The sequence below is a fragment of the Acidovorax sp. LjRoot66 genome, assembly GCF_964253305.1.
Lineage (GTDB): Bacteria > Pseudomonadota > Gammaproteobacteria > Burkholderiales > Burkholderiaceae_C > Acidovorax.
This window is the reverse complement of sequence record NZ_CAXUQU020000001.1, coordinates 6,593,590-6,616,602: the sequence shown is the minus strand read 5'-3', so window position 1 is coordinate 6,616,602 and position 23,013 is coordinate 6,593,590. Positions and strand designations below refer to the sequence as shown.

At 68.9% G+C, this 23,013-nt stretch carries 20 protein-coding genes; 9 read left to right on the top strand and 11 right to left on the bottom strand.

Annotated elements, in window-relative coordinates; translation table 11 throughout:
- Positions 1–85: 85 nt before the first annotated feature.
- The 4 genes from ACSQ3Y_RS31000 (at position 86) to ACSQ3Y_RS30985 (ending at position 5,092) form a co-directional block, all read left to right on the top strand.
- Positions 86–1,114 (top strand): branched-chain amino acid ABC transporter permease, encoded by a 1,029-nt coding sequence (locus ACSQ3Y_RS31000; protein WP_057268621.1) that lies wholly within the window; start codon positions 86–88, stop codon positions 1,112–1,114.
- Complete coding sequence (locus ACSQ3Y_RS30995; RefSeq protein WP_436179928.1) at positions 1,111–3,021, top strand: branched-chain amino acid ABC transporter ATP-binding protein/permease; 1,911 nt, start codon at positions 1,111–1,113, stop codon at positions 3,019–3,021. The genes ACSQ3Y_RS31000 and ACSQ3Y_RS30995 overlap by 4 nt, the downstream gene beginning before the upstream one ends.
- Positions 3,018–3,767, top strand: a complete 750-nt coding sequence (locus ACSQ3Y_RS30990; RefSeq protein ID WP_436179927.1) for an ABC transporter ATP-binding protein — start codon at positions 3,018–3,020, stop codon at positions 3,765–3,767. The genes ACSQ3Y_RS30995 and ACSQ3Y_RS30990 overlap by 4 nt, the downstream gene beginning before the upstream one ends.
- A 149-nt stretch (positions 3,768–3,916) precedes the next feature.
- Positions 3,917–5,092 (top strand): ABC transporter substrate-binding protein, encoded by a 1,176-nt coding sequence (locus tag ACSQ3Y_RS30985; protein ID WP_436179926.1) that lies wholly within the window; start codon positions 3,917–3,919, stop codon positions 5,090–5,092.
- On the opposite strand, the gene ACSQ3Y_RS30980 is transcribed toward ACSQ3Y_RS30985, so the two are convergent.
- The gene (locus ACSQ3Y_RS30980; RefSeq protein WP_057204048.1) at positions 5,082–5,987 is read right to left on the bottom strand and encodes a LysR substrate-binding domain-containing protein; all 906 of its coding nucleotides are present in this window, start codon (positions 5,985–5,987) and stop codon (positions 5,082–5,084) included. The genes ACSQ3Y_RS30985 and ACSQ3Y_RS30980 overlap by 11 nt on opposite strands.
- A gap of 266 nt (positions 5,988–6,253) precedes the next feature.
- On the opposite strand from ACSQ3Y_RS30980, the gene ACSQ3Y_RS30975 reads away from it, so the two are divergent.
- From ACSQ3Y_RS30975 to ACSQ3Y_RS30965, 3 genes are read left to right on the top strand one after another with little or no spacing between them, the layout of a single operon-like run.
- Complete coding sequence (locus ACSQ3Y_RS30975; RefSeq protein WP_436179925.1) at positions 6,254–7,228, top strand: TerC family protein; 975 nt, start codon at positions 6,254–6,256, stop codon at positions 7,226–7,228.
- 12 nt (positions 7,229–7,240) lie between these two features.
- On the top strand, positions 7,241–7,399 hold the full coding sequence (locus ACSQ3Y_RS30970; protein WP_436179924.1) for a hypothetical protein: 159 nt from the start codon (positions 7,241–7,243) through the stop codon (positions 7,397–7,399).
- Between the two features lie 16 nt (positions 7,400–7,415).
- Positions 7,416–7,976 (top strand): DUF2062 domain-containing protein, encoded by a 561-nt coding sequence (locus ACSQ3Y_RS30965; protein ID WP_436179923.1) that lies wholly within the window; start codon positions 7,416–7,418, stop codon positions 7,974–7,976.
- 42 nt (positions 7,977–8,018) lie between these two features.
- Here ACSQ3Y_RS30965 and ACSQ3Y_RS30960 read toward each other — a convergent pair whose 3' ends face one another.
- The 4 genes from ACSQ3Y_RS30960 to ACSQ3Y_RS30945 form a co-directional block, all read right to left on the bottom strand.
- Positions 8,019–8,990, bottom strand: a complete 972-nt coding sequence (locus ACSQ3Y_RS30960) for a Bug family tripartite tricarboxylate transporter substrate binding protein (protein WP_436179922.1) — start codon at positions 8,988–8,990, stop codon at positions 8,019–8,021.
- 122 nt (positions 8,991–9,112) lie between these two features.
- Positions 9,113–9,364, bottom strand: a complete 252-nt coding sequence (locus tag ACSQ3Y_RS30955; RefSeq protein WP_436179921.1) for a DUF2783 domain-containing protein — start codon at positions 9,362–9,364, stop codon at positions 9,113–9,115.
- A 16-nt stretch (positions 9,365–9,380) separates the two neighbouring features.
- Complete coding sequence (locus tag ACSQ3Y_RS30950) at positions 9,381–11,072, bottom strand: FAD-dependent oxidoreductase (protein ID WP_436179920.1); 1,692 nt, start codon at positions 11,070–11,072, stop codon at positions 9,381–9,383.
- A gap of 30 nt (positions 11,073–11,102) precedes the next feature.
- A complete protein-coding gene (locus ACSQ3Y_RS30945) occupies positions 11,103–12,059 on the bottom strand; it encodes an MBL fold metallo-hydrolase (RefSeq protein ID WP_436179919.1) in 957 nt (318 codons plus the stop codon).
- Positions 12,060–12,212: 153 nt separating this feature from the next.
- On the opposite strand from ACSQ3Y_RS30945, the gene ACSQ3Y_RS30940 reads away from it, so the two are divergent.
- Positions 12,213–13,019 (top strand): IclR family transcriptional regulator, encoded by an 807-nt coding sequence (locus ACSQ3Y_RS30940; RefSeq protein ID WP_436180197.1) that lies wholly within the window; start codon positions 12,213–12,215, stop codon positions 13,017–13,019.
- Here ACSQ3Y_RS30940 and ACSQ3Y_RS30935 read toward each other — a convergent pair.
- From ACSQ3Y_RS30935 to ACSQ3Y_RS30910, 6 genes are all read right to left on the bottom strand, one after another.
- Positions 13,016–14,314 carry an O-acetylhomoserine aminocarboxypropyltransferase/cysteine synthase family protein gene (locus tag ACSQ3Y_RS30935; RefSeq protein ID WP_436179918.1) on the bottom strand — a complete coding sequence of 433 codons (1,299 nt, stop codon included), beginning with the start codon at positions 14,312–14,314 and terminating at the stop codon, positions 13,016–13,018. The genes ACSQ3Y_RS30940 and ACSQ3Y_RS30935 overlap by 4 nt on opposite strands.
- A 28-nt stretch (positions 14,315–14,342) precedes the next feature.
- Positions 14,343–14,819: a CoA-binding protein gene (locus ACSQ3Y_RS30930; protein ID WP_436179917.1), complete on the bottom strand. Its 477-nt coding sequence runs from the start codon at positions 14,817–14,819 to the stop codon at positions 14,343–14,345.
- Positions 14,820–14,844: 25 nt separating this feature from the next.
- Complete coding sequence (locus ACSQ3Y_RS30925) at positions 14,845–15,459, bottom strand: thioredoxin family protein (RefSeq protein ID WP_436179916.1); 615 nt, start codon at positions 15,457–15,459, stop codon at positions 14,845–14,847.
- Between the two features lie 91 nt (positions 15,460–15,550).
- Positions 15,551–17,767 (bottom strand): protein-disulfide reductase DsbD family protein, encoded by a 2,217-nt coding sequence (locus tag ACSQ3Y_RS30920; RefSeq protein ID WP_436179915.1) that lies wholly within the window; start codon positions 17,765–17,767, stop codon positions 15,551–15,553.
- Between the two features lie 57 nt (positions 17,768–17,824).
- Entirely contained in the window at positions 17,825–21,571 is a 3,747-nt protein-coding gene (locus ACSQ3Y_RS30915; RefSeq protein ID WP_436179914.1) for a DUF748 domain-containing protein, read from the bottom strand.
- A 124-nt stretch (positions 21,572–21,695) separates the two neighbouring features.
- The gene (locus ACSQ3Y_RS30910; protein WP_436179913.1) at positions 21,696–22,448 is read right to left on the bottom strand and encodes an alanyl-tRNA editing protein; all 753 of its coding nucleotides are present in this window, start codon (positions 22,446–22,448) and stop codon (positions 21,696–21,698) included.
- Between the two features lie 52 nt (positions 22,449–22,500).
- Between ACSQ3Y_RS30910 and ACSQ3Y_RS30905 the strand changes: the two genes are divergently transcribed.
- Positions 22,501–23,013 carry a DUF1569 domain-containing protein gene (locus tag ACSQ3Y_RS30905; protein WP_057204061.1) on the top strand — a complete coding sequence of 171 codons (513 nt, stop codon included), beginning with the start codon at positions 22,501–22,503 and terminating at the stop codon, positions 23,011–23,013.

The window sequence follows — 23,013 nt, the reverse complement described above, 5'->3', positions numbered from 1 at the left end:
AGATGCGAGGGCGGCGGGCTGACGAAGTGCCCGCTGCCTGCGCAGCCCTGCGGCATACCTGCCTTCAATAGACAGAAAGCCGAATATGGATTTGCAGATCGCCCTGCTGCTGGGGCAGGACGGCATTGTCAACGGCGCCATCTATGGACTGATGGCGCTGGCGCTGGTGCTGGTTTTTTCCGTGACCCGGGTGATCTTCATCCCCCAGGGCGAGTTCGTGGCCTTCGGGGCGCTGACCATGGCCATGATGCAGGGCGGGCGCATTCCCGCCACGCTGTGGCTGCTGCTGGGCATGGCCGCGGTGGTGCTGCTTGTCGAGGTGGTGCGCTTTCGGCGCGGCAGCCCCGTGAACTGGTCCGCCACGGTGGTGTGGTGCCTGGTGCTGCCGCTGGTGGCCGCCGGGCTGATCCTCGGGCTGCGGCCAACCTCGCTGGGCATGCAGGCCTTTTCCACGCTGGTGCTCATCACGCCCATGGGGCCGCTGCTGTACCGCCTGGCCTTCAGGCCGCTGGCCGATGCCACGGTGCTGATGCTGCTCATCGTCTCGGTGGCGCTGCATGGCGTGCTGGTGGGCCTGGGCCTGCTGTTCTTCGGTGCCGAGGGTTCGCGCACGCCGCCGTTCTCCGAGGCGCGCTTTGACCTCGGTGGCATCCCCGTCTCGGGTCAGTCGCTGGTGGTGCTGGGCGTCACGCTGGCGCTGGTGATGCTGCTGTTCCTGTTCTTCGGCCGCTCCATGGTCGGCAAGGCGCTGCGCGCCACGGCCATCAACCGCGTGGGGGCGCGCCTCATGGGCATCCCCACCGAACTCTCGGGCGACGTGAGCTTTGCCCTGGCCGCGCTGATCGGCGCCGTCTCGGGTCTGTTGATCGCGCCGCTCACCACCGTGTACTACGACACGGGTTTCCTGATTGGCTTGAAGGGCTTCGTCGCGGCCATCGTGGGCGGGCTGGCCAGCTACCCCATGGCGCTGGCCGGTGCCCTGCTGGTGGGGCAGCTGGAGGCCTTCGCCTCGTTCTGGGCCAGTGCCTACAAGGAGGTTCTCGTGTTCACCCTGATCGTGCCCGTGCTGTGGTGGCGCTCGCTCAACAGCCGCCATGTGGAGGATGAGGAATGAGCACGCCCGTCAAGACCGATATGGCCGCCAGCGCACAAGCCGCACCCACATCGCGCGGCATCGTCACGCGCACCCAGCTCACCCTGGCCGGCGTGGCGCTGCTGGCCCTGTGCTGGGGTTGGCTGCCCGACTTCACCGTGGTCATGCTCAGCTATATCGGGCTGTACGCCATCGTGGCGGCCGGGCTGGTCATGCTCACCGGCGTGGGCGGCATGACCTCGTTTGGCCAGGCCGCCTTCGTGGGCGTCGGCGCCTATGCCACGGCCTGGATCTGCACCGCGCCCGCATCGGTGCAGGCGCTCTCGGGCATCGTCGGTATGGCCGGCCTGCCTTGGGTGGGACTGGTGCTGGGCCTTTTGGTCACCTTCGCGCTGGCCTGGGGCCTGGGGTCGGTCACGCTCAAACTCTCGGGCCACTACCTGCCGCTGTGCACCATCGCCTGGGGCTTGTCGCTGTACTACCTGTTCGGCAACATGGAGTTCCTCGGCGGGCAGACCGGCATCACCGGCGTCCCCCCGCTGGTGGTGGCGGGCTTCTCGCTGGCCTCGCCGCGCGCCATCGGCGTGCTGATCTGGGCGGTGCTGCTGGTGTCGCTGTGGCTGCTGCACAACCTGCTCGATTCGCGCGAGGGCCGCGCCATCCGTGCGCTCAAGGGCGGCCGGGTGATGGCCGAGTCCATGGGGGTGGACACGGCGCACTACCGCATCAAGCTCTTCGTGCTGGCGGCGCTGCTGGCGGCCATCTCGGGCTGGCTGTATGCGCATTTGCAGCGCTTCGTGAGCCCCACGCCGTTCAACCTCAACATCGGCATCGAGTACCTGTTCATGGCCGTGGTCGGCGGCGCCGGCCACCTCTGGGGCGCGGTGCTGGGCGCCACGCTGATCACCCTGCTCAAGGAGAAGCTGCAGGACGTGCTGCCCTCGCTGCTGGGCACCAGCGGCAACTTCGAGGTCATCGTCTTCGGCCTGCTCATGGTCTTCGTGCTGCAGCGCTTTGCCGACGGCCTGTGGCCCACGCTCAACCGCCTGGGCGAGCGCTGGCTGCGCCGCGAGGCGCCGCGTGCCGTGCGCCAGGCCATGCAACTGGCGCAGCGCACGCTGCCGACGCCCGGCACGGTGCTGCTGCAGGCCCGCAACGTGACCAAGCGCTTCGGTGGGCTGGTCGCCAACAACAACGTCTCCATGGACGTCAAGGCCGGGGAGGTGCATGCGCTGATCGGCCCCAACGGTGCCGGCAAGAGCACCTTCTTCAACATGATCTCGGGCGTGGACGACGCCACCGAGGGCGAGGTGCGCCTGGTGGACCAGGCCATGCTGCGCCGGCCCTCGCGCGCCTTTGCGCGCCTGGGCATGGCGCGCACCTTCCAGCATGTGCGCCTGCTGGGCCAGCGCAGCGTGGTCGAGAATGTCGCCCTCGGCGCGCACCAGCGCGCCCACCGCGGCTGGCTGGCCTCGATGCTGCGGCTGGACCGCGCCGAAGAAGCCGCCCTGCTGGCCGAGGCGTGCCGCCAGATCGAGCGCTGCGGCCTGGACGTCCATGCCGACGCGCCCGCCGCCTCGCTGGCCTTGGGGCAACAGCGCATCGTGGAGATCGCGCGCGCCCTGGCCGGCCAGCCGGCCATCCTGCTGCTCGACGAGCCTGCCGCCGGCCTGCGCCACCTGGAAAAGAAGGCCCTGGCCGATCTGCTGCGCCAGCTGCGCGCCGAGGGCCTGGGCATCCTGGTGGTGGAGCACGACATGGAGTTCGTGATGAACCTGGCCGACCGCATCACCGTGCTGGAGTTCGGCACCGTGATCGCCGAGGGCACGCCCGCACAGGTGCAGAGCAACCAGCGCGTGCTCGATGCCTACCTGGGCGGTGCCGATGACGACCTGCCCGCCGCTGCCACTGAAGGAGCCACCGCATGACCGCCTTGCTGCAACTCCAGGACCTGAGCGTCTCCTATGGCCAGGTGGAAGCCGTCCACCAGGTCCGGCTCGAGGTGAACGAGGGCGAGATCGTCACCGTCATCGGCCCCAACGGCGCGGGCAAGACCACCTTGCTGTGCGCGGCCATGGGCCTCTTGCCGGCCACCGGCGCCATCACCCTGGCCGGCGAGCGCATCGTGCGCCCCAGCGTGGAAGCCATGGTGGCGCGCGGCGTGGCCCTGGTGCCCGAAAAGCGCGAGCTCTTCGGCGAGATGTCGGTGGAGGACAACCTGCTCCTGGGCGGCTTCTCGCGCTGGCGCAAGGGCCAGCGCGACCAGGCGCAGCGCATGGACGAGGTCTTCGAGATCTTCCCGCGCCTGCGCGAGCGCCGCCCGCAGCTGGCCTCCACGCTCTCGGGCGGCGAGCGGCAGATGCTGGCCATCGGCCGTGCGCTGATGGCGCGCCCGCGCCTGTTGATGCTCGACGAGCCCTCGCTCGGCCTGGCCCCGCTGATCGTGCGCGAGGTGCTGCAGGTGGTGTCCTCGCTGCGGGCGCATGGCGTGTCGGTGCTGCTCGTGGAGCAGAACGCGCGCGCCGCACTGCGCGTGGCCGACCGGGCCTACGTGCTCGAAATGGGCGCCGTGGCGCTCACGGGTGCCGCGCAGGATCTGCTCAACGACCGCCGCATCATCGACACCTACCTGGGCATGGGCGGGGCTGCGCACGCCCCGGCCGAGGTGGCCTGAGATTTTTTGGGGAGCGCCAGCGCGCTCCCAGGGTTGCTGCGTGACGCGGCGGCAGCCCCGTTATTCCATCCTTCCGCATGCCAGGCCTGGCACCGGAAGGTTTTTGCGTTGTGATGAAGAACCATAAAGACGACAGGAGACAAGACAACATGGCAGCAGCAGGAGTTCAACCCCTCTCACGCGCGGGTGCCGCCCGCCGGCGCACCGCACTCGCAATGGCCCTGGGCTGGGCCACCGGAACGGCCTGGGCCCAGGACAGCGCGGGCGTGACCGACGGCGAGATCGTCATCGGCCAGTCGTGCCAGTTGAGCGGTCCGCTCGCGGCACTGACCAGCGAAGTGCGCCAGGGCTCGGCCCTGTATTTCGACCACGTCAATGCCTCGGGCGGCGTGCGCGGCCGCAAGATCCGCGTGGTGGCCATCGACGATGCCTACGACCCCAAGAAGGCGGCCGAGAACACGAAGAAGCTGATCGACGAGGACAAGGTGCTCGCGCTGTTCCAGTACGCCGGCACGCCCCCGGCCCTGGCCGCCCTGCCGATTGCCGAGGATCGCGGCGTGCCCTTCATCGCGCCGTTCACGGGCTCTGACGGCCTGCGCCAGGCCGGCAGCCGCTACGTCTTCAACATCAAGGCCGGCTATGCCGCCGAGCTCGATGCCACGGTCAAGCAACTGGCCTCGGTGGGCATCGCGCGCATCGCGGCGGTCTACCTCAACAACCCCTTCGGCACCGGCGGCCTGGCCTCGGTCGAGAAGTCGGTCAAGAACCACAAGGTGGAACTTGTGGCCCATGCCCCGCTGGAGGTGGACGGCTCGAAGATGGCCGACGCCGTGGCTGTGGTGGCCAAGGCCGCGCCCCAGGCCATCATCGTCATCAGCGCGGGCAAGCCCAGCGTGGATTTCGTCGATGCCTACCTGGCGGCCGGCCACCGCACCACGTTCTACATGCTCTCGGTGATCAGCAACGCGCAACTGGTCAAGGCCCTCGGAGAACGCGCACGGGGCATCGTGGTCTCGCAGGTCGTGCCCTCGCCGTGGAACCAGAGCATGCCGATCTCGCGCGAGTTCCAGACCCTGGCCAAGGCCAAGGGCATCACCGAGTACACCTTCAGCCAGATGGAGGGCTTCATCTCCGCCCGCTTCCTGGTCGAAGCGCTGCAGCGCGCCGGCGCCAAGCCCACGCGCGCAGGACTGGTGCAGGCCATGGAGTCGATGAAGAGCGTGAACCTGGGCGGCTACCCCGTGGAGCTATCGGCCACGCAGCACAGCTCGGGCAAGTTTGTTGATCTGCTGATGATGGGCCGCGACGGCCGTTTTACGAAGTAAGCAGCGCACCGCCCTGCGCCGCCTCCAGCAGCCGCGTGAGCAGCGGGTGCATGACCTTGCGCGCGTTGTAGATCAGGTGGAACTGCTCCTGCACGTCGGGCGTGGAGCCCACCTGCACCAGGCCGTGGGTCTTGAGCAGGTGTGCGCCCACTGTCACGGGGGCCGGCATCACGCCCATGCCCGTGGCGGCAAAGGTGCTCAGCAGGGCGCTGTCCTCGAACTCGCCGGCAATGCGCGGGCGGATGCGTTCGCGCTCCAGCCAGTGGTCGATGCGCGCGCGCATGGCGGCGTGGTCGGTGGGCAGCAGCACGGGCACCACGGCCAGGCTTTGCGGAAACTGCCGGGCCGCCGCTTCGGCCCACACAGGCGGCGCGTACCAGGCCACGGCACTCGTGCCCAGCAGTTGGCTGGTGGTTTTGAGGGCCGGGTTCGGCGGCGCGGCGCGGTCGGCCAGCACCGCGTCGAGCTTGTGCAGCGCGAGCTCGCCGAGCAGCGGCTGGAATTCCCCCTCGTGGCACAGCAGGCGCAGGTGCGGCTCGTCGAGCACCGGCGTCAGCAGCCGGTGCATGGCCAGCTTGGCGATGCCGTCGGAGATGCCCAGGTTCAGCCGCAGCGTCCGGCCGCTGGCGGCCTCGCGCACGCGGTGGGTCAACTGCTCGCCCAGCGCAAAGATCTGGTCGGCCTCGTGCAGCGCGGCCACGCCCGCCTCGGTGAGCACCAGGCTGCGCCCCTCGGTGCGCAGCAGGCTGGTGCCCAAGGCCTGCTCCAGCAGGCGCACCTGCGCGCTGATGGTCTGCACGGCCATGTCCAGCCGCTCGGCGGCGCGCGCGATGCCGCCCTCCTTGGCGACCACCCAGAAGTAATACAGGTGGCGGTAGTTGAAGCTCTGGCTCATGGTGTTGCGTATCCCAACAGGCTGAAGGGGTATGGGCGTGGAGAATATTTGGTTCGTAAAAACCGAACCCATAGTACCGTGAAGACAGGTTTTTAAGATGCAAAAGCATCCCTACAGTGCGGGCTTGCCCTGAAATTCCCAACTGACCGCACCGGAGAGAGCCCATGCGCCACACCGCCCCCCGTCCCCTGTCCACCCCGACCCCGGGTCTGCCACCCCTGCCGCGTTCGCGGCGCTGACGCCATCGCGCGAAGGATCAGAACATCATGGAAACAATCGGAACCTGGTGGATGTGGGCGGGGTTTGCCGTCTTTGTGGTGGTGGCCATCGGCATCGACCTGTTGGTCATGGAGCGCCAGGGCGCGCACAAGGTCACGACCAAGGAGGCCCTGAAGTGGAGCGCCCTGTGGTTCTCGCTGGCCTTCGTGTTCGTGGCCGGCCTGTGGTGGTACCTGGACGGCAGCCAGGGCCGCGAGGTGGCCAACACCGTGTCGATGCAGTTCATCACCGGCTACCTGGTGGAAAAGAGCCTGTCCATCGACAACATCTTCGTCTTCCTGATGCTGTTCAGCTACTTTGCGGTACCTCCACAGCACCAGAAGCGCGCGCTGATCATAGGCATCATCGGCGCCATCGTACTGCGCACGCTGCTGATCCTGGCAGGCGCCTGGCTGCTGGCCTCGTTCCACTGGCTGCTCTACGTGTTCGGCGCCTTCCTGGTGTTCACGGGTGCCAAGATGTGGTTCGCCGCCGGCCAGGAGCCCGACATCGCTACCAACCCGGTGCTGCGCTTCCTGCGCAAGCGCATCCGCATCGCCGACGTGTTCGACGGCGAAAAGCTGACCACCACCATCAACGGCGTCAAGCACTACACGCCGCTGTTCGTGGTGCTGATCCTGATCGGCACCACGGACATCATCTTCGCGGTGGACAGCATCCCGGCCATCTTCGCGATCACCAGCGACCCGTTCATCGTGCTCACGGCCAACATCTTCGCCATCCTGGGCCTGCGTGCGCTGTACTTCCTGCTGGCCGACCTGGCCGACCGCTTCCACCTGCTGGCCTATGGCCTGGCCCTGGTGCTGGTGTTCATCGGCGGCAAGATGCTGCTCATCGACCTGGTGAAGATCCCGATCGGCTACGCTCTGCTGGTCACCGCGGGCCTGATTGCCGGCTCCATCGTCCTGTCGCTGCGCAGCTCGGCCGGCAGCCCACCGGCTGCTGAGCCCCCCAAGCCTTGAAGGAGACCGGCCATGGACATGATCGAATCGGTGATGCTCACCCTGATGGTGGCCCTGGCGGGCACGGCCCTGATGGCCTGGCGCCTGGGCAACGACCGGCGCGACGTGGGCCTGCTCACGGCCCTGGCTACGCTGTGGGGCCTGGCCACCGCAGCGTCCTTCAGCTGGTGACGGCCCGCCCATGCGGATGCTGAGCACCCTGCGCCGCAAGCTGCGCCACCTGGAGCCGAGTGTGCGAGACCAGTTGGCACGCACGGCATTGGCCCGTGCCGTGCCGTGGATGGAGCAGCGCGCGCTGTTCCGCTTCCAGCGCGAGCCGCTGGCACGCGGGGTCGCCGCCGGCCTGTTCTGCGGGCTCATTCCCGGCCCGCTGCAATTGGTGGGCGCGGTCGGCGCCTGCGCCTGGCTGCGCGGCAACGTGGTGGCCGGCGGCGTCACCACCTTCTATACGAACCCCTTGACCACCGTGCCGCTGTATGTGCTGGCCTTCCAGGTGGGCTCGCTGGTGCTGCCCGGCGAGCAGTCGCTGCCGGCCTTCAATGCGGCCGGCCCGGCAGGCGCCTTCAGCGTGCAGGCGCTGGCCGAGTGGATGCAGGCGCTGGGCACACCGCTGCTGGTCGGCCTGCCGGTGCTGGGCTTGGTCCTCGCCGTACTGGGTTATGCAGCGGTGCAGGCCCTGTGGCTCGCGCCCGTGCTGCAACGCGGGCGCCGCCGGCAGCGTGCCCGCGCCCTGCGCGACCAGCTCTGAGCTGGCGGCGCATGCGGGCTTGCAGTCAAAGGCAAAGCCGTATCAATCGAGCTTGACGCCGACCTTGGTAATCACGCGGCCCCACTTTTCGCGCTCGGCGCGCGCGTAGCTGCCCATCTGGGCCGGGGTGCCGGGCAGGGGCTCCACACCCAGGGCCTGCAGGCGCGCGCGGGTGCGCGTATCGGCCAGGGCGGTCTGCAGCGCCTTGCTGAACTGGGCCACGGCCTCGGCCGAAGTGCCCGTGGGGGCCACCAGCCCTTGCCATGCATAGCCTTCGAATCCCTGCAGCCCCTGCTCCTGGATAGTGGCCACGTCGGGCATGGTCGCCACGCGCTGCGGGCTGGCCACGCCGATGGCGCGCACCTTGTTCGTGGCAAGGAACGGGTAGACCGTGGCGCTGTCGATCCACATCGCGGGCACCTGGCCGCCGATCACGTCCTGGATGGCCGGTGCCGCGCCGCGGTAGGGTACATGGGTGAGCTTGAGCCCGCTTTGCTCGCGGAACAGCTCGCCCACCAGGTGGTGCGGGCTGCCGGGGCCGGCCGACGCCCAGTTCACGCCATCGGCGTTGCCCTTGGCCCAGGCCATGAACTCCTTGAGGTTCTTGGCGGGCACGTTGTTCGAGACCACGAGGAACATCGGAAAACGCACCAGCAGGCCCACGGGCTGGAAGTCCTTCTCGGCGTTGTAGCTCAGCTTGCTGAACAAAAAGGGGTTGGCCGCCAGCGTGGCGAAGTCGGCCGAGAAGATCAGGTTGCCGAAATCCTTGTGGCGCGCGGCATAGTCGGCCGCGATGTTGGTGCCCGCGCCGGGCTTGTTGTTGATGATGACGGGGCGGCCCAGGCTGGCACCCATGGACTCTGCGATGGTGCGGGCCACGATGTCCGAGCCGCCGCCGGCCGCATAGCCGACCACCCATTCCAGGGGCTTGCTGTGGTCCTGCGCATGCAGGGGCAGGGCGAGGGGCGTGAGTGCCAGGCCCGCGAGGGTGGCGAGGAAGTGTTTGCGCAGCATGGTGGTTTGTCTCCGGTGGTGTCTGTGGATGGATCAGGGGTGGATCGGGCACGGCGCTGCCGCGGGCCCCGTCTGTGCGGGGCTTGCGCGGCGGCGGTGTCGGTGGGTGGAGGTGGGCGGCGTCAGGCCGCAGCGTGTACCGGGGCGACCGGAGTCACGGGCGCCATGTCCGCAGCGCCGGTGGGCACCGTGGTGCCGCGCGCCAGCTGCAGCGCATGCAGCAGCGTGGCCTGGTCGCCGATGTGGTTGGCCAGCAGCAGGATGAGTCGGGCATTCATCGCGTGGCTCTCGGGCGGGGTAAGGCCGTTGTGGCTGGCGATCAGGGCCTCGTAGAAATCGTCGCAGGCCTGCAGGTGGGGCTGGGTATCGAGCATGCTCATGGCTCCTGGTTCAGGCGGTTGCGAGGTCGGCAGGCGCGGCTGCAGGCTGGCTGAGGAGCGACGCCGTGGCACGCGCCAGCGCGGCGCGCACGGCGGCTTCATCCAGGCTGCGCCAGCGCGCGCACACATGCTGGTCGGGCCGCACCAGGTAGGCCGTGCCGGGCTGTGCATCCAGGCGCTGAGCCAGCAGGCCCTGGGGGTCCTGCAGGTCGGTGCCCACCCGCAGCAGCTTCACCTGGGGCAGTGCGGTGGCCCAGGCAGGGGCCGTGCCGAACACCAGCAAGGTGAAGTCCGCCCCCAGCGTGCGCAGCAGCCAGGCGCTCTGGCCGCCCTGCAGCACCGGTGCGTCGAGCAGCACGGCGCCGGGCACCTGGGTGCCGGCAAAGGTGTCCGTGTCGGGCGTGTTGAGCTGCGAACCGCGCAGCGTGGCCGGCACCGACAGGCGTCCGCTGTTGACGATGCGGCGCGCAAAGGGGTGCTCGCGCGCCAGCTCCAGCGCTGCGTCGCGGAACAGGCGGCTGATCTCGCTCTTGGGCGTGATGAAGTCGGTGGCGCGGGTCGAGTTGGCGATGTTCTCGTCGGCCGCGTACTCGCGCTCGGGGCCGTAGGTGACCAGCAGTTCTTCGCCGGCCCGGCCGCGCAGCACCCAGTCGAGCTTCCAGGCCAGGTTCTCGGCGTCCTGCACGCCGCTGTTGGCACCCCGTGCGCCAAAGGGCGACACACCGTGCGCGCTGTCGCCCGCGAACACCACGCGGCCGTGCACGAAACGGTCCATGCGCAGGCAGGCAAAGGTGTAGACGCTGGCCCATTCAAGCTCGAACTGCGCATCGGGGCCCAGCAACGCGCGCACGCGCGGCAGGATGTTCTCGGGCTTTTTCTCTTCCTCGGGGTCGGCGTTCCAGCCCAGCTGGAAGTCGATGCGCCAGACATTGTCGGGCTGGCTGTGCAGCAGCACGCTCTGGTTGGGGTGGAAGGGCGGGTCGAACCAGAACCAGCGCTCGGTCGGGAAGTCGGCGTTGCTGGCCATCTTCACGTCGGCGATCAAAAAGCGGTCCTGGAAGGTGCGGCCCTTGCTTTCCAGTCCCATCATCTGCCGCATCGGCGAGCGCGAGCCATCGCAGGCGGCGACCCACTGTGCGTCGATCCGGTAGGCGCCCTCGGGGGTCTCCACGGTGAGCAGCGCACCGTCGTCGCGCGGTGCCACGCCCGCCACCTTGTTGTGCCAGCGCAGTTCGATGTTGGGCAACTGCAGCGCCCGCTCCACCAGGTAGGCCTCGGCGTAGTACTGCTGCAGGTTGATGAAGGCCGGCCGTTCGTGCCCTTCTTCGGGCAGCAGGTTGAACTCGTACAGCGGCGCGTCGTGGAAGAACACCTTGCCCACGTTCCACGAGACGCCCTTGTCCACCATGCGCTGGCCCACGCCCAGGCGGTCCCAGATCTCCAGGGTGCGCTTGGCAAAGCAGATGGCGCGCGAGCCGCTGGACAGCTTGCAGTCGTTGTCCAGCACCACCACCCGCTGGCCGCGCTGCGCCAGGTCGATGGCCAGCGACAGGCCCACGGGCCCGGCGCCCACCACCACGATGGGGTGCTGCGCGGGGGCCGGGGCGTCCTGGTCGGGGGAGCGCTGGTAGGCGAATTCGATGGCCTGTACCTGGGCGCCGGTGCCGCCGAATGCGGGTGGTGCAGAGTTATTTGTTGGCATGGTGGTTGTCTCCTCCATTACGGCAGGCGCTCAGCCTTCCAGCGATTTCCACATCTCCACGTCCCGCTCGGCCGTCCAGATGCGCGGGTCCGGGTACTGCGTGGCTTCGTCATAGGCCCGCGTCACGTCGAACGGCATGCAGTGGTTGAAGATCACCCAGTGGCCGTACTTGGGCTGCAGTTTGGCGAAGGTGGCTTCGTAGACTTTGCGCAGGTCTTCTCCTTGGGCGGCGCTGGCCTTGACGCTCTCGTACAGGTCACTGATGAAGGCGCGCGTGCCGGCCAGGCCGGCCTGCACCTGCTCGGGCGTCTGCAGCGCAGCGCCGCGTCCGGGCACCAGCTTCTCGGGCTTGAGGGCCGCAAGGTTGTCCAGCGTCTGTGGCCAGTCCTTAAAGTAGGCATCGCCCGCATACGGCGTGGCATCGAACTCCACCAGGTCGCCCGAGAACAGGATCTTTTCCGCCGGCAGCCAGGCCACGGTGTCACCCTTGGTGTGGCCCCGGCCCAGCTGCAGGATCTGCACTTCCAGCTTTCCGAGCCACAGGGTCATCTTCTTGTTGAAGGTCATGGTCGGCCAGGTCAGGCCTTCGGGCACGCTTTCCACGTTCTGGAACAGGCGCGGGAAGCGGCCGATCTCGCTGTCTTTGTCGAACTGGCCGCGCTCGACGATCAAATCGCGCGTGTCCTCGCTGGCGATGATGTGCTCGGCCCCGTAGGCGCTGGCGCCCAGCACGCGCACTGCGTGGTAGTGGGACAGCAGCACGTACTTGATGGGCTTGTCCGTCACTTCGCGGATGCGGCGGATCACGTCCTGGGCCATGACGGGGGTGGCCTGGGTGTCGATCACCATCACCGCGTCGTCGCCAATGATGATGCCGGTGTTGGGGTCGCCCTCGGCGGTGTAGGCGTAGGCATGCTCGGACAGCTTGTCGAAGCTGACTTGCTTGACTTCCAGGTCGGCGGCGGAGGCGAAGGTCTTGGTGGTCATGGGTGGTACTGGTTGATTTGGTTTAGTGGAATGAATTCATCTAAACGGAATGTTTTGATCATAGGCAATAAATTCGTCAATGTCTAATTCATTTGTTTAAGTGGAAACCCCAGGGTGACCGGGATCGCCATGGGCTCGGTGGACAATGGCGCCATGGACGACCTCTCCCGCGACCTCTCTCCCGCCGACGATGAAGACAGCCCGCGCGCGCCGCGCGGCATCCAGAGCGTGGAGGTGGGCGGCCAGCTGCTCAAGGTGCTGGCCCGCACCGGCCGCCGCATGGCGCTCAAGGACCTGGCGCGGGCCGCCTACATGACGCCCGCAAAGGCCCACCCCTACCTTGTGAGCTTCGGCAAGCTGGGCCTGATCGAGCAGGACGCCGTGAGCGGCCACTATGGCCTGGGGCCTTTGGCCATGCAACTGGGCTTGATCAGCCTGCAGCAGGTCGACCCGGTGCGGCTGGCGATCGCCGAGCTGCCGGCCCTAGCCCAGCGCATTGGCTACACGGTCTCGGCATCGGTCTGGGGCGACAGCGGGCCCACCATCATCCGCGTCGAAGAAGGGCCCACGGCCGTCTACGTGGCCATGCGCCACGGCACCACGGCATCGGTGCGGCACACCGCCACGGGCAAAGTGTTCGCGGCCTTCGGCCCGCGCGAACGCACCGAAGCCGCCCTGGCCGCCGATGGCCATGCCGGGGCGCTCGACGACCCGGCCTTTGCCGCCGAGCTGGACGCCGTGCGCACCCACCAGGTGGCCGAGGTCACCGACCAGTTGCTGCCCGGCATCAGCGCCCTGGCCACGCCGGTCTTCGACGGGTTTGGCCAGCTCGTGCTGTGCCTGGCCGTGATCGGCCCGAGTGCCACCTTGCGCACCGGCCCGGACAGTGCCGCTGCAGGGCATCTGCGCGACACGGCGCGCAGCCTGTCGCAGAGGCTGGGCGCCCCCACCAGCGCTTAGGTTTTTGACAGCGCCTGGTCGATGTCCCAGAGGATGTCGTCCAGGTCCTCGATGCCCACCGACAGGCGCACCATGTCCGCGCTCACGCCGGCACGTGCCAATTCCTCGTCGCTCAATTGCCGGTGCGTGGTCGACGCCGGGTGGATCACCAGGGTCTTGGCGTCGCCGATGTTGGCCAGGTGGCTCAGGAACCCGCAGGCGTCGATGAACTTCTCGCCCGCCGCGGCGCCGCCCTGGATGCCGAAGGTCAGGATGCCCGACGCGCCCGGAGTGCCATCCACCACGCGGAACTGCTTTTGCGCGAGCGCGTAATACGGTGAATCGGCCAGGCCCGGGTAGTTGACCCAGGCCACCTTGGCATGGCCCTGCAGGAACTTCGCCACCGCCAGCGTGTTGCGGCAGTGCTCACGCATGCGCAGGTGCAGCGTTTCCGCGCCCTGCAGCAGTTGCCAGGCATTCATGGGCGAGAGCACGCCGCCGAAGGTGCGGTTGATCTCCATGCGCGCCTTCATGGTGTAGCCGAAGTCGCCGAAGGTCTCGTAGAACTTCACCCCATGGTAGGCCCGGCTGGGCTCCACCATCTCGGGGAATTTGCCGTTGTCCCAGGGGAACTTGCCGCCCTCGACCACCACGCCGCCCATGGTCGTGCCATGGCCGCCTATGTACTTGGTGGCGCTGTGCACCACGATGTCGGCGCCAAAGGCCAGCGGGTTGCACAGGTAGGGGCTGGCCACCGTGTTGTCGATGACCAGAGGCACGCCGTGGGTGTGCGCCACCCCGGCCACGGCGGCGATATCGAGCACATTGACCAGCGGGTTGCCGATCGTCTCACCGTACACGGCGCGGGTGTTGGGGCGCATGGCGCGCGCGAAGTTCTCGGGGTCTGCCGGGTCCACGAACGTGGTCTCGATGCCCAGGCGCGCAAATCCCACGCCGAGCTGCCCCACCGTGCCGCCATACAGCGTGCTGGCCGCCACGATGTGGTCGCCCGTCTTCAAAATAGCCAGCAGCGCCGCCATCTGCGCGGCCATGCCGCTGGCACAGGCCAGCGCGGCGCGCCCGTTTTCCAGGCTGGCGATGCGCTCCTCGAACACCGCCACCGTGGGGTTGCTGATGCGGCTGTAGACGTTGCCGAAGGTCTGCAGGTTGAACAGGCTGCTGGCGTGCTCGGCACTGTCGAAGACGAAGCTCGTCGTCTGGTGGATGGGCGTGGCGCGCGCGCCGGTCACCGGGTCGGGAATGGCGCCCGCGTGGATGGCGCGCGTGCCGAAGCCGTAGTCTCTGTCCTTTTCCATGGGCGGATGTCTCTCTTTGTTCTTCTGTTCAGTAAGGCAGTTGCTGCGGGCGCTTGGCCGAGATCACGCGCGTGTTGACACCGGCCCAGTTGAGCCCGCCGAACAGGCGCGCATGCTCGATCTTCACGCAGCGGTCCATCACCACCGCCAGGCCCGCTGCACGGGCCCGCGCCGCCGCGTTCTCGTTCACCACACCGAGTTGCAGCCACAGGCACTGCGCGCCGATGGCAATGGCTTCCTCGGCCAGCGGCGGGATGTCCTCGCTCTTGCGAAAACAGTCCACCATGTCGATGCGGTGGTCTGCCGCCGCCGCCGTGAGGCTGGGATAGCTGCGCTCGCCCAGGATTTCGGGTGCCATGGGGTTCACCGGCACGATGCGGTAGCCATGGGCCTGCATGTACTTGGCCGCAAAGAAACTGGGCCTGTGCCATTGTGGCGACAGGCCCACGACCGCGATGGTGCGGCAGGTTCCGAGAATATGGCGCAGTTCGCTGATGGTGCTCATACCACCAGTGTAAAACTGTAGAGACCTATGCAGGGTCCTTGTATTTGATGGAGCAGCCGTACGGGCGTGTGGTGGATGCCGTCAGCGGCTTGCCCGCCAGCGCCTCCGCCAGCCCGGTCTTCACATAGTTCGTGGCGCGCGGGATGTCGTCAACCTTGGCCGAGGCGATGCTGTCGATGCCGCCGGCATAGATCAGCTGGCCCTGCGGGTTCACGATGTACATGTGCGGCGTGGTGCGTGCGCCGTAGGCGCGGCCGGCCGTGCCTTCCTCGTCCATGAGGATGGCGGTGGGCACCGACTGGCGCTGCTTTAGCCAACTGGTCAGCTTGGCCGGCTCCAGGTAGTCGCCGCTGGCTTTCTCGGTGGAGTTGACCGCGAGCCACACCACGTCCTTGCCCGCCGCGTCCTTCTGCGTCGCGGGCATGTTGCCGCTGTCGTAGTGCTTGCGCACGAACGGGCAGCCGGGGTTGGTCCATTCGAGCACCACGTGCTTGCCCTTGAAGTCCGACAGGCGCACGGTCTTGCCCGTGGTGTCCTTCAGGGTGATGTCGGGAGCCGGCTGGCCCACGGTGGCGGCGGCCTGCGCACCGGCGGCAGCCAGCACGAGAGGCAGGGCGAAGAGGGTACGTCGAAGCAGCATGGATGAAAAATCTCCAGGTGGGACGGTGGTGGGGCAGTATGGGCGATGCGGCCCCGGATTTCCAGGCGGAGCCCCTGCCGGCCGGCTGGTCTTACAGCGCAGCCACCGCGGCGCGCAGTTCCGCTTCGCCCAGGATCTCGGAGAACACCACGGGTGCCTTGCCCGGGGCGTGCAGCACGTACACAGGCACGCCGCTGCGGCCCAGCTGGGCCAGGGCGGCGGTGATGGCCGGGTCGCGGCGCGTCCAGTCGGCGCGCAGCAGGGCCACGTTCTTGGCGGTGAAGTCGGCCTGCACGCCAGCGTCGGCCAGCGTGGTCTTCTTGTTGTACTGGCAGGTCACGCACCAGGCGGCCGTGAAGTCCACGAACACTGGCCGACCGCTGGCGACGAGCTGCTCGGCGGCGCCCGGGGTCCACGCCTGCCACTGCTGGGTGGCGTTGCCCGTGGACGCCTGTGCTGACGGTGCGGCAGCCACGTTGGTGACGTGCGGAGCAAAGATCCAGGCCATCAGCGCCAGCGCCAGGATGGAGACCGGGGCCATGAAACGGCGCGCCGAGCCTGCGAGCGCCAGCGCCCAGGCCACCATCCCGAGCGCCACCAGCAGGATCAGCAGCGCGCCGGCGCCATCGATGCCGCTTTGTTGCCCCAGCACCCACACCAGCCAGACCACGGTGGCCAGCATGGGGAAGGCCATGAATTTACGCAGCGTGTCCATCCACGCGCCGGGGCGCGGCAGGGCGCGCGCCACGGCGGGCACGAAGGCGGCGGCCAGGTAGGGCAGGGCCAGGCCCAGACCCAGCGCCGCGAACACGGCCAGCGCCTGTGGCCCTGGCAGCGTGGCCGTGAGGCCCAGCGAGGCCCCCATGAACGGCGCCGTGCAGGGTGAGGCCACAGCCACCGCGAGCACGCCCGTGAGGAAGGAGTCGGCCACCGGGTGGCGCGCCTGCAGGCTGGCCACCGAGGACGGCAGGAAGTGCCCGAACTCGAACACTCCCGCCAGGTTCAGCGCGATCAGCGTGAACAGTGCCGCCAGCCCCGCCACCACGGCCGGCGACTGCAGCTGAAAGCCCCAGCCGATGGCCTCGCCCGCAGCGCGCAGGCCGAGCATCAGCGCGCCCAGTGCCACGAAGGAGAGCACCACGCCTGAGGTGTAGGCAATGCCGCTGAGCCGGTGCGCGCGCCGGTCCTGGGCATGCTGGGCAAAGCCCACGACCTTGATGGCCAGCACCGGGAAGACGCAGGGCATGAGGTTGAGGATGAGGCCGCCCAGCAACGCGCCGAACAGCGCTGCGAGCAAGGTCAGGGGTGGGGCCGACGAGGTGGCTTGGGGAGCACCCGACGTGCCTGCGCCCGCCGCATTGGCCTTGAGCGCCGCCTCCAGCGCGGGCGACACCGTGGCCGCTGCGGCCACCGTGGGCCAGGCGCCCAGCACCTTGAGCTCGGCGCGGTATCCCTGGCCATCGGCGGCCAGCACCACAGGCATCGGATCGGGGCTGTTGCTGCGCTGGGCCGACAGCGGCACCTCGGCGGTCCAGACGGCACCCTTCCAGGCCTGGGTCCAGGCGGCGGCGTTCTCGATGACCTCGGGCGTCTCGGGGAACAGCTCCAGCGTCTTGCCGCGCAGTTCCACGGGCAGGCCCTGCACGCTCAGCTGCAGGGTGTTGCCCTCGATGCGGGCATTGCTGTCGGGCCGCACGCCCTGCACGCTGCCCATCACCGGGCGGGGCTGGGCCGCCAGGGCGGCATCGAACGCCGCACCATGCATGGCCGTGGTGCTGCGTGCCGGGATGGTCAGCGTGAAGTCGCCCTCTTCAGGGATGCATTCCTTGCGGCATACCAGCCAGGTGGCGCGCAGGCGCACCGTGGCATCGTTGGACAGCGCCTTGGGCGCGAAGGTGCTGGCCACGGTGACGGGCACGGGCAGCAGCACCGTGCCCTCGTAGCCGTAGTTGGCGAGGGTGCCGATGGGGATCTTCTTGGGCAGGGGCCAGGCGATCTCGCCCGCATCCAGCCCGGCGGGCAGGGTCCAGGCCATCTCGATGGGCAGGCCCGAATCGCCGGGGTTCTTCCAGTAGGTATGCCACTCGGGCTGGTGGGTGATCTGCAGGCCCAGCCACAGCGGCTGGCCGGGCTCGACGCCCTGTGGTGCATGGGCGATCAGCTCCGCCCGCACATGGGGGGTGGTCACCACGGCGCTGGTGGCCGCGCCACCCTTGGCCGGCAACTGGGCCCAACTGCCCGCGCCAGCCAGCATGACTGCTATGAGAAAGATAGCTTTGGCGAGCAGGGAGGTCGGGCGGTAGTGCATGTTGCAAGGTGTGAGCGCGCAGAAGACCGTTTGGTTCCTGGGCGTGGAATAGGCCCCTTATTGTGTCGCCAGGGTCAGTTGCACCTGGGGAGACCATTTCTCGGGCTGGGTTCCCGCGCGCGGCGCCGCCAGAAAGAGCCGTTCCACCGGCAGCTTCTGCGCCAGCAGGTAGCTGCGCACTGCCTGGCCGCGCTGGGAGGCCAGCTCCTGCGCCATGGCCTCGGTGGCGGGCTGGTTGGCCAGCAGCAGGGCCTCCATTTCGGCTGGGGTCAGCTCGCGCGCCAGGCCCACCAGGTTGCGCGGCTTGGGGATGTCGGCGCGGCGGTACACCTCCTTGAGCAGCGCGGGGTACTCGGCGGCCTGCACCGCTGCGGTGTCGGCCGGGCTGGCGCGGCGCTTTTCGGCCAGCACCAGTTGCTGCAGGTGCTCGCGCTGCAGGCCCTCGCGCTCGGCCTGCAGACTGGCCTGGCCGGTCACGGTGATGCGCAGGTTGGGCCGGTCGGTCAGCGCCTTGACGACCTTGGCAAGGTTCTGCTGGGCCTCGGGGCTCAGGCTGGCGCTGCCGGGGGCGAAGAGCACGCTGCCCAGTTCGTCGCCGCCCCCCATGGCGCTGGCCAGCAGGCTGAAGGGCGAGATCAGGGCCTTGCCGATCAGGTTGACGATGATCTTCCAGATCACCGGGCCCACGCGGAACTCGGGGTCGTTGAGCGAGCCGCTGAGCGGCAGGTCCAGGTCGATCACGCCATTGCGGTCGGCCAGCAGCGCCACGGCCAGCTTCACGGGCAGGCTGTTGGGCGCGCCGGCCACGGGTTCGCCAAAGGTCAGCTGGTTGAGCACCAGCCGGTTGCTGGCCGTGAGCTGGCCACTCGGGAGCACCTTGTAGGCCACGTCCACGCTGAGCTTGCCGCGCTCGATGCCATGCCCTGCGTACTTGACGGCATAGGGTGAGAGCGGCGGCAGCTCCAGGTCGCGCACCTTGCCTGCGATGTCCAGCGCCAGCGGCTTGGCCAGCGGGTTGAGCTTGCCCGTGATTTCCAGCGAGGCCGTGCCCTCGGCCTTGCCGCGCAGCTCCAGGTCGGCCAGCACCGGCTCGCCCCCGGGCGCCGCGGTGGAAAAGGCGCTGAGCTTGCCCGTGAGCTCCGACAGGTCGGCCGAGTAGTTGGGCTTGATGAAGAAGTCGGAGAACAGCACCTTGCCGTTGACCAGGCTCACCGGGCCGAACTGCACCACCGGTGCCAGCGGGTCGGCCAGCGCTGTTGCCACGGCGGCGGACGCTGCGGACGCGGCAGGCGCCGTCGCGGGTGGCACCGACTTCGCGGCACTGGCGGCATTGGCCGCCTGGGCCTCGGCCGGGGTCTTGGCGATGTCGCCCAGGTTGATGCGGCCGGCTTCGTTGATGGTGATGCGCGCGAAGAAGTCGGCCAGGCTGGTCTCTTTCACTTCGAGCCGCGGCGCCGTGCCGGGCGCGGTGGCCAGGTCCAGGCCGCGCAGGTTCAGGCTCTTCCAGGCCAGCAGTTCCTCGCCCACCTGGGCCTCGGTCTTGGGGGTGGAGGCCGAGGTGCTGTTGGCCTGCAGGTCGTCCACGGCAGCGTCGCCCGACAGGCGCAGGCTGGCGCCCTTGTCACCCTGCGAGAAAGCCACCTGGCCCTTGAATCCCACGTCGGCGCGCAGCAGCTCGATGGCCAACTGGCTCGCCAGGTAGCCATCGAGCGCGTGCAGCGGCAGGCGCGTGGCATCCAGACGCCCCTGCGTGGCCAGCGGCTGCAGCGCCAGCGTGCCCTGGTAGTCGAGCTTGCCAGGTGAGCCCTTGCCCGCAGCCACCTGGGCCGAAATCTTGAGCGCCTCGGGCTTGCTGCCGTCGGTGGCGAGGTTTTTGGCGCTGATGCCCAGGGCCGACAGCTCCAGCGCCACGGGGCGGGCCTGGGCGTTGTCGGCCAGCGAGACAGCGCCGCCTTGCAGGCTGAAATCCGCCACGCGCAGCACCCACGGCGCGGCGGCGGGGGCGTTCGGTGCCGGGGCGTTTTCTGGTGCCGGGGGCGTGGTGGCCGGCGCCTTCATCCAGCGCTCGAACATCCAGCGCCCGTCCGCGCTGCGGTCCACCGTGGCCTTGGGCTGGGTCAGGGCCAGGCTCTCCAGCGTGGCGGTGCGTGTGTCCAATGGCACCTGCACGCCCTTCACTTCCAGCCGGCCCAGGCTGGCCAGCACGGTCTTGCCCTGGCGCAGGGCCAGTTGCTCCAGCGCCAGCGGGCCGGCGGTGAGGGTGATGCCGGTGGGCGCCGCAGCACCGGGCTTCACGGACGATGCATCGGGCGCTGCCCACTGCACGCCGATGTCGCCGGTGAGCTGGCCCGACACGGCGGGCTCCAGCGCCTGCGCGAGGTAGGGGGTGGCCACCTGCAGCGCCAGTGCGGTCACAGTCGCCTGCACCTGCGCCTTCTGGTCCGTGGCCTCGCCCTTGAAGCCCAGGCTGCCATCCTGCAGCTTGAAGCCGCCCTCGAAGGCCACGGGGTGGGCCCACGGCAGGGCCAGGTCCCTGGCATCCAGCGTGAATTCGCGCGCCTCCAATGCGGCGGCGGGGCGGGTGGTCTGGTCGCCCCAGCGCAGCGTGCCGCCGCGCACCAGGGTGTGGGCGACCTCCACGGTCCAGGGCCTGGCGGTCGCGGGCTTGCCCGCAGCGGCCGAGGCTGGGCGAGACGCGGTACTGGCAGCGTTGGCGGCAGGCGCCGCCGCAGCGGGCGGGCTCTCGGGCGCCAGTTGCGCCAGGTTGATCTGGCCCGCCGCATTGCGCGTGGCGTTGAGCACCGGGGCCGTGAGCTCCACCTGCGACAGGCGCACCACCTGGTCGAGCGGGCGCACGTCGGCCAGATCGATCTTCAGGCGCTCGTAGCTCACCAGGTCCTGCCCCTGGCGGTCCGCCAGGCGCACGCCGCGCGCCTGCACGCTGCCGGTGAGCTTCACGGCCATCTTCGGGGCCTGCTCGAAGGCCACTTTCAGATCCACGTCCAGCGTGGCGCCCTGCACCTTCACGGGCAGGCTGGCGGGCAGGTAGGCCAGGTAGGGGGCGAGGTCCACGCCGTCCCAGCGCACGCTGGCGTCGGTCTTGCCGGTCTGGGCGAACGGCGTGCCCTGTGCGGAAGAGTCGAAGCGGCTGCTGTTGAGGGTGAAGGCCAGGTGCGGCTCCACCTTCACCTCGCGCTGCGAGGGCAGGGTGCTGATGAAGGGCACCTTGAGCGCCAGGTCGCGCAGGCTGTGCTTTTTCCCCACGCTGCGGTCGTCGTAGTCGATGCTGCCGCCGACGAGCGCCAGGTTGTACAGCGCCAGGCGGGCGGGGCCCGTGTCCGGCTTGGGTTCGGCGGGTGGTGCCGTGACCTTGGCGATGATGTCGTCCACGTCGTAGCGGCCCTCGCCCAGGTGGGCGATGTGCAGCACGGGTGACTCCACGGTGAACTCGTCCACCACCGGCGCCAGGCGCAGCAGCGATTGCAGCTCGCCATCCACATGCACGCGGGCGATGGTGAGCTGGGGCTTGTCGCTGCCCTCGGCGCCTGCCACTGCGATGTCGCGCAGCGTGAGTTCCAGCGACCAGGGCTTGAAATCGATGGCGCCCACCGTCACGGCCCGGCCCAGTTGTTCGCTGGCCGCACGCTCCATCGGCCCCTTGAGCAGGGGCGGCACAGCCAGCCAGGCCAGCAGCCACAGGGCCAGCAAAGCCGCCAGGGCCACGGCGGCACGGCGCGCCCAGCGGTGCTGGCGCAGGGCTGCCAGGGAGGGGCGGGTCAGGGAAAGGCGCTTGGGAAGAGGCATGGAGGCAGCTGAAAACGTCGGGCGGTCAGGGGAGCGACGCCGCAAACGGGCGGCAGGCCGCCCAAGGTACCACCGCGCAGTGTCGCGCGGTGTATCCAGAGGTGTGGTTGATGTTTGTTGACGTTCAGGCAGCGAAGCCCAGCACCACCCGCCGCGTGGTGGCGCTCTTCTTCTCGATCTTGGTCACCACGATGGCCCCGATCTCCGCCGTGTTGGCCACGTGCGTGCCGCCGCAGGGCTGCAGGTCGATCAACGGGGCACCGCCCTCGCCGCCGATGCGGATGGTGCGGATGCGCCCCGAACCGCGCGGGGGCTGCACGCTCATGCTCTTGACCAGTGCCGGGTTGGCGTCGAGTTCCTCGTCGCTGATCGATGCCACGGTGAGCGGATGGCCTGCGGCCACCAGGGCGGCGATGCCGGCGGTCAGCACCTCCTTGTCGAGCGGGTCGGTCATCGAGAAATCCAGGCGCGCGTACTCGGGCGTGATGGAGCAGCCGTTGACCAGCTGCGGCACCAGGTGGCACAGCAGGTGGGTGGTGGTGTGCAGGCGCATCAGGCGGTGGCGGCGCTCCCAGTCGATGCGGGCGGTCACCGGCGTGCCGACTTGAAACGCGGCCAGGTGTTCTTCCTGGCCCGGGGCGGGCACGTGCACGATGTCGCTGGTGGGCTGGCCTTCGGCATCCTTGCCCTTGCGCGTGTCGGCAATCGCGATGGCCGTGCCGTCGGCCAGCAGCAGGTGGCCGCTGTCGCCGGCCTGGCCGCCACCCAGGGGGTAGAACACCGTGCGGTCGAGCACGATGCCGGCGTCGGTGATGGCGGTGATGTGGGCGCTGCACTCGCGCAGGTAGCCGTCTTCTCGGAACAGATCGTGGGTCATCCCTGCATGGTAGCGGCAGCGGGGTGCGGCTGCAGAGCGCTACCATCGAGGCATGAAACGCCGCACCGCCTTGATCGCCGCCCCCTTGGTCCTGGTCCCTGCCTTCGGCTGGGCCGATGAGCCCAAGGTGGCCGACCTGTCCGGCGCGCTGCGCTGGCTCGACCGGATGGAGGCGGCACCCCAGGCCCGCACCAATGGTGCCTGGCCCCTGGTGGCGGTGCTCGAACACCTGTCGCAGAGCATCGAGATGAGCATCGACGGTTTTCCGAAGGAGAACAGCGCCCTGTTCCAGCGCACGCTGGGCGCTGCCGCGTTCAGCTTCTTCGGCTGGCGCGGGCGCATGTCGCACGGCCTTGCCGAGCCCATTCCCGCGGCGCCAGCGCTCACCATGTCGGGCGAGTGGAAGCCAGCAGCCCAGCGCCTGCGGGCCGCGATTGCACGCTTCAACGCCCATTCGGGGGTGCTGCGCCACCACTTTGCGTATGGCGCGCTGGACAAAGTCGAGTTCGCACGTGCCCACACCTTTCACATCGCCAACCACCAGGACGAGATCATTCTGGGCTGA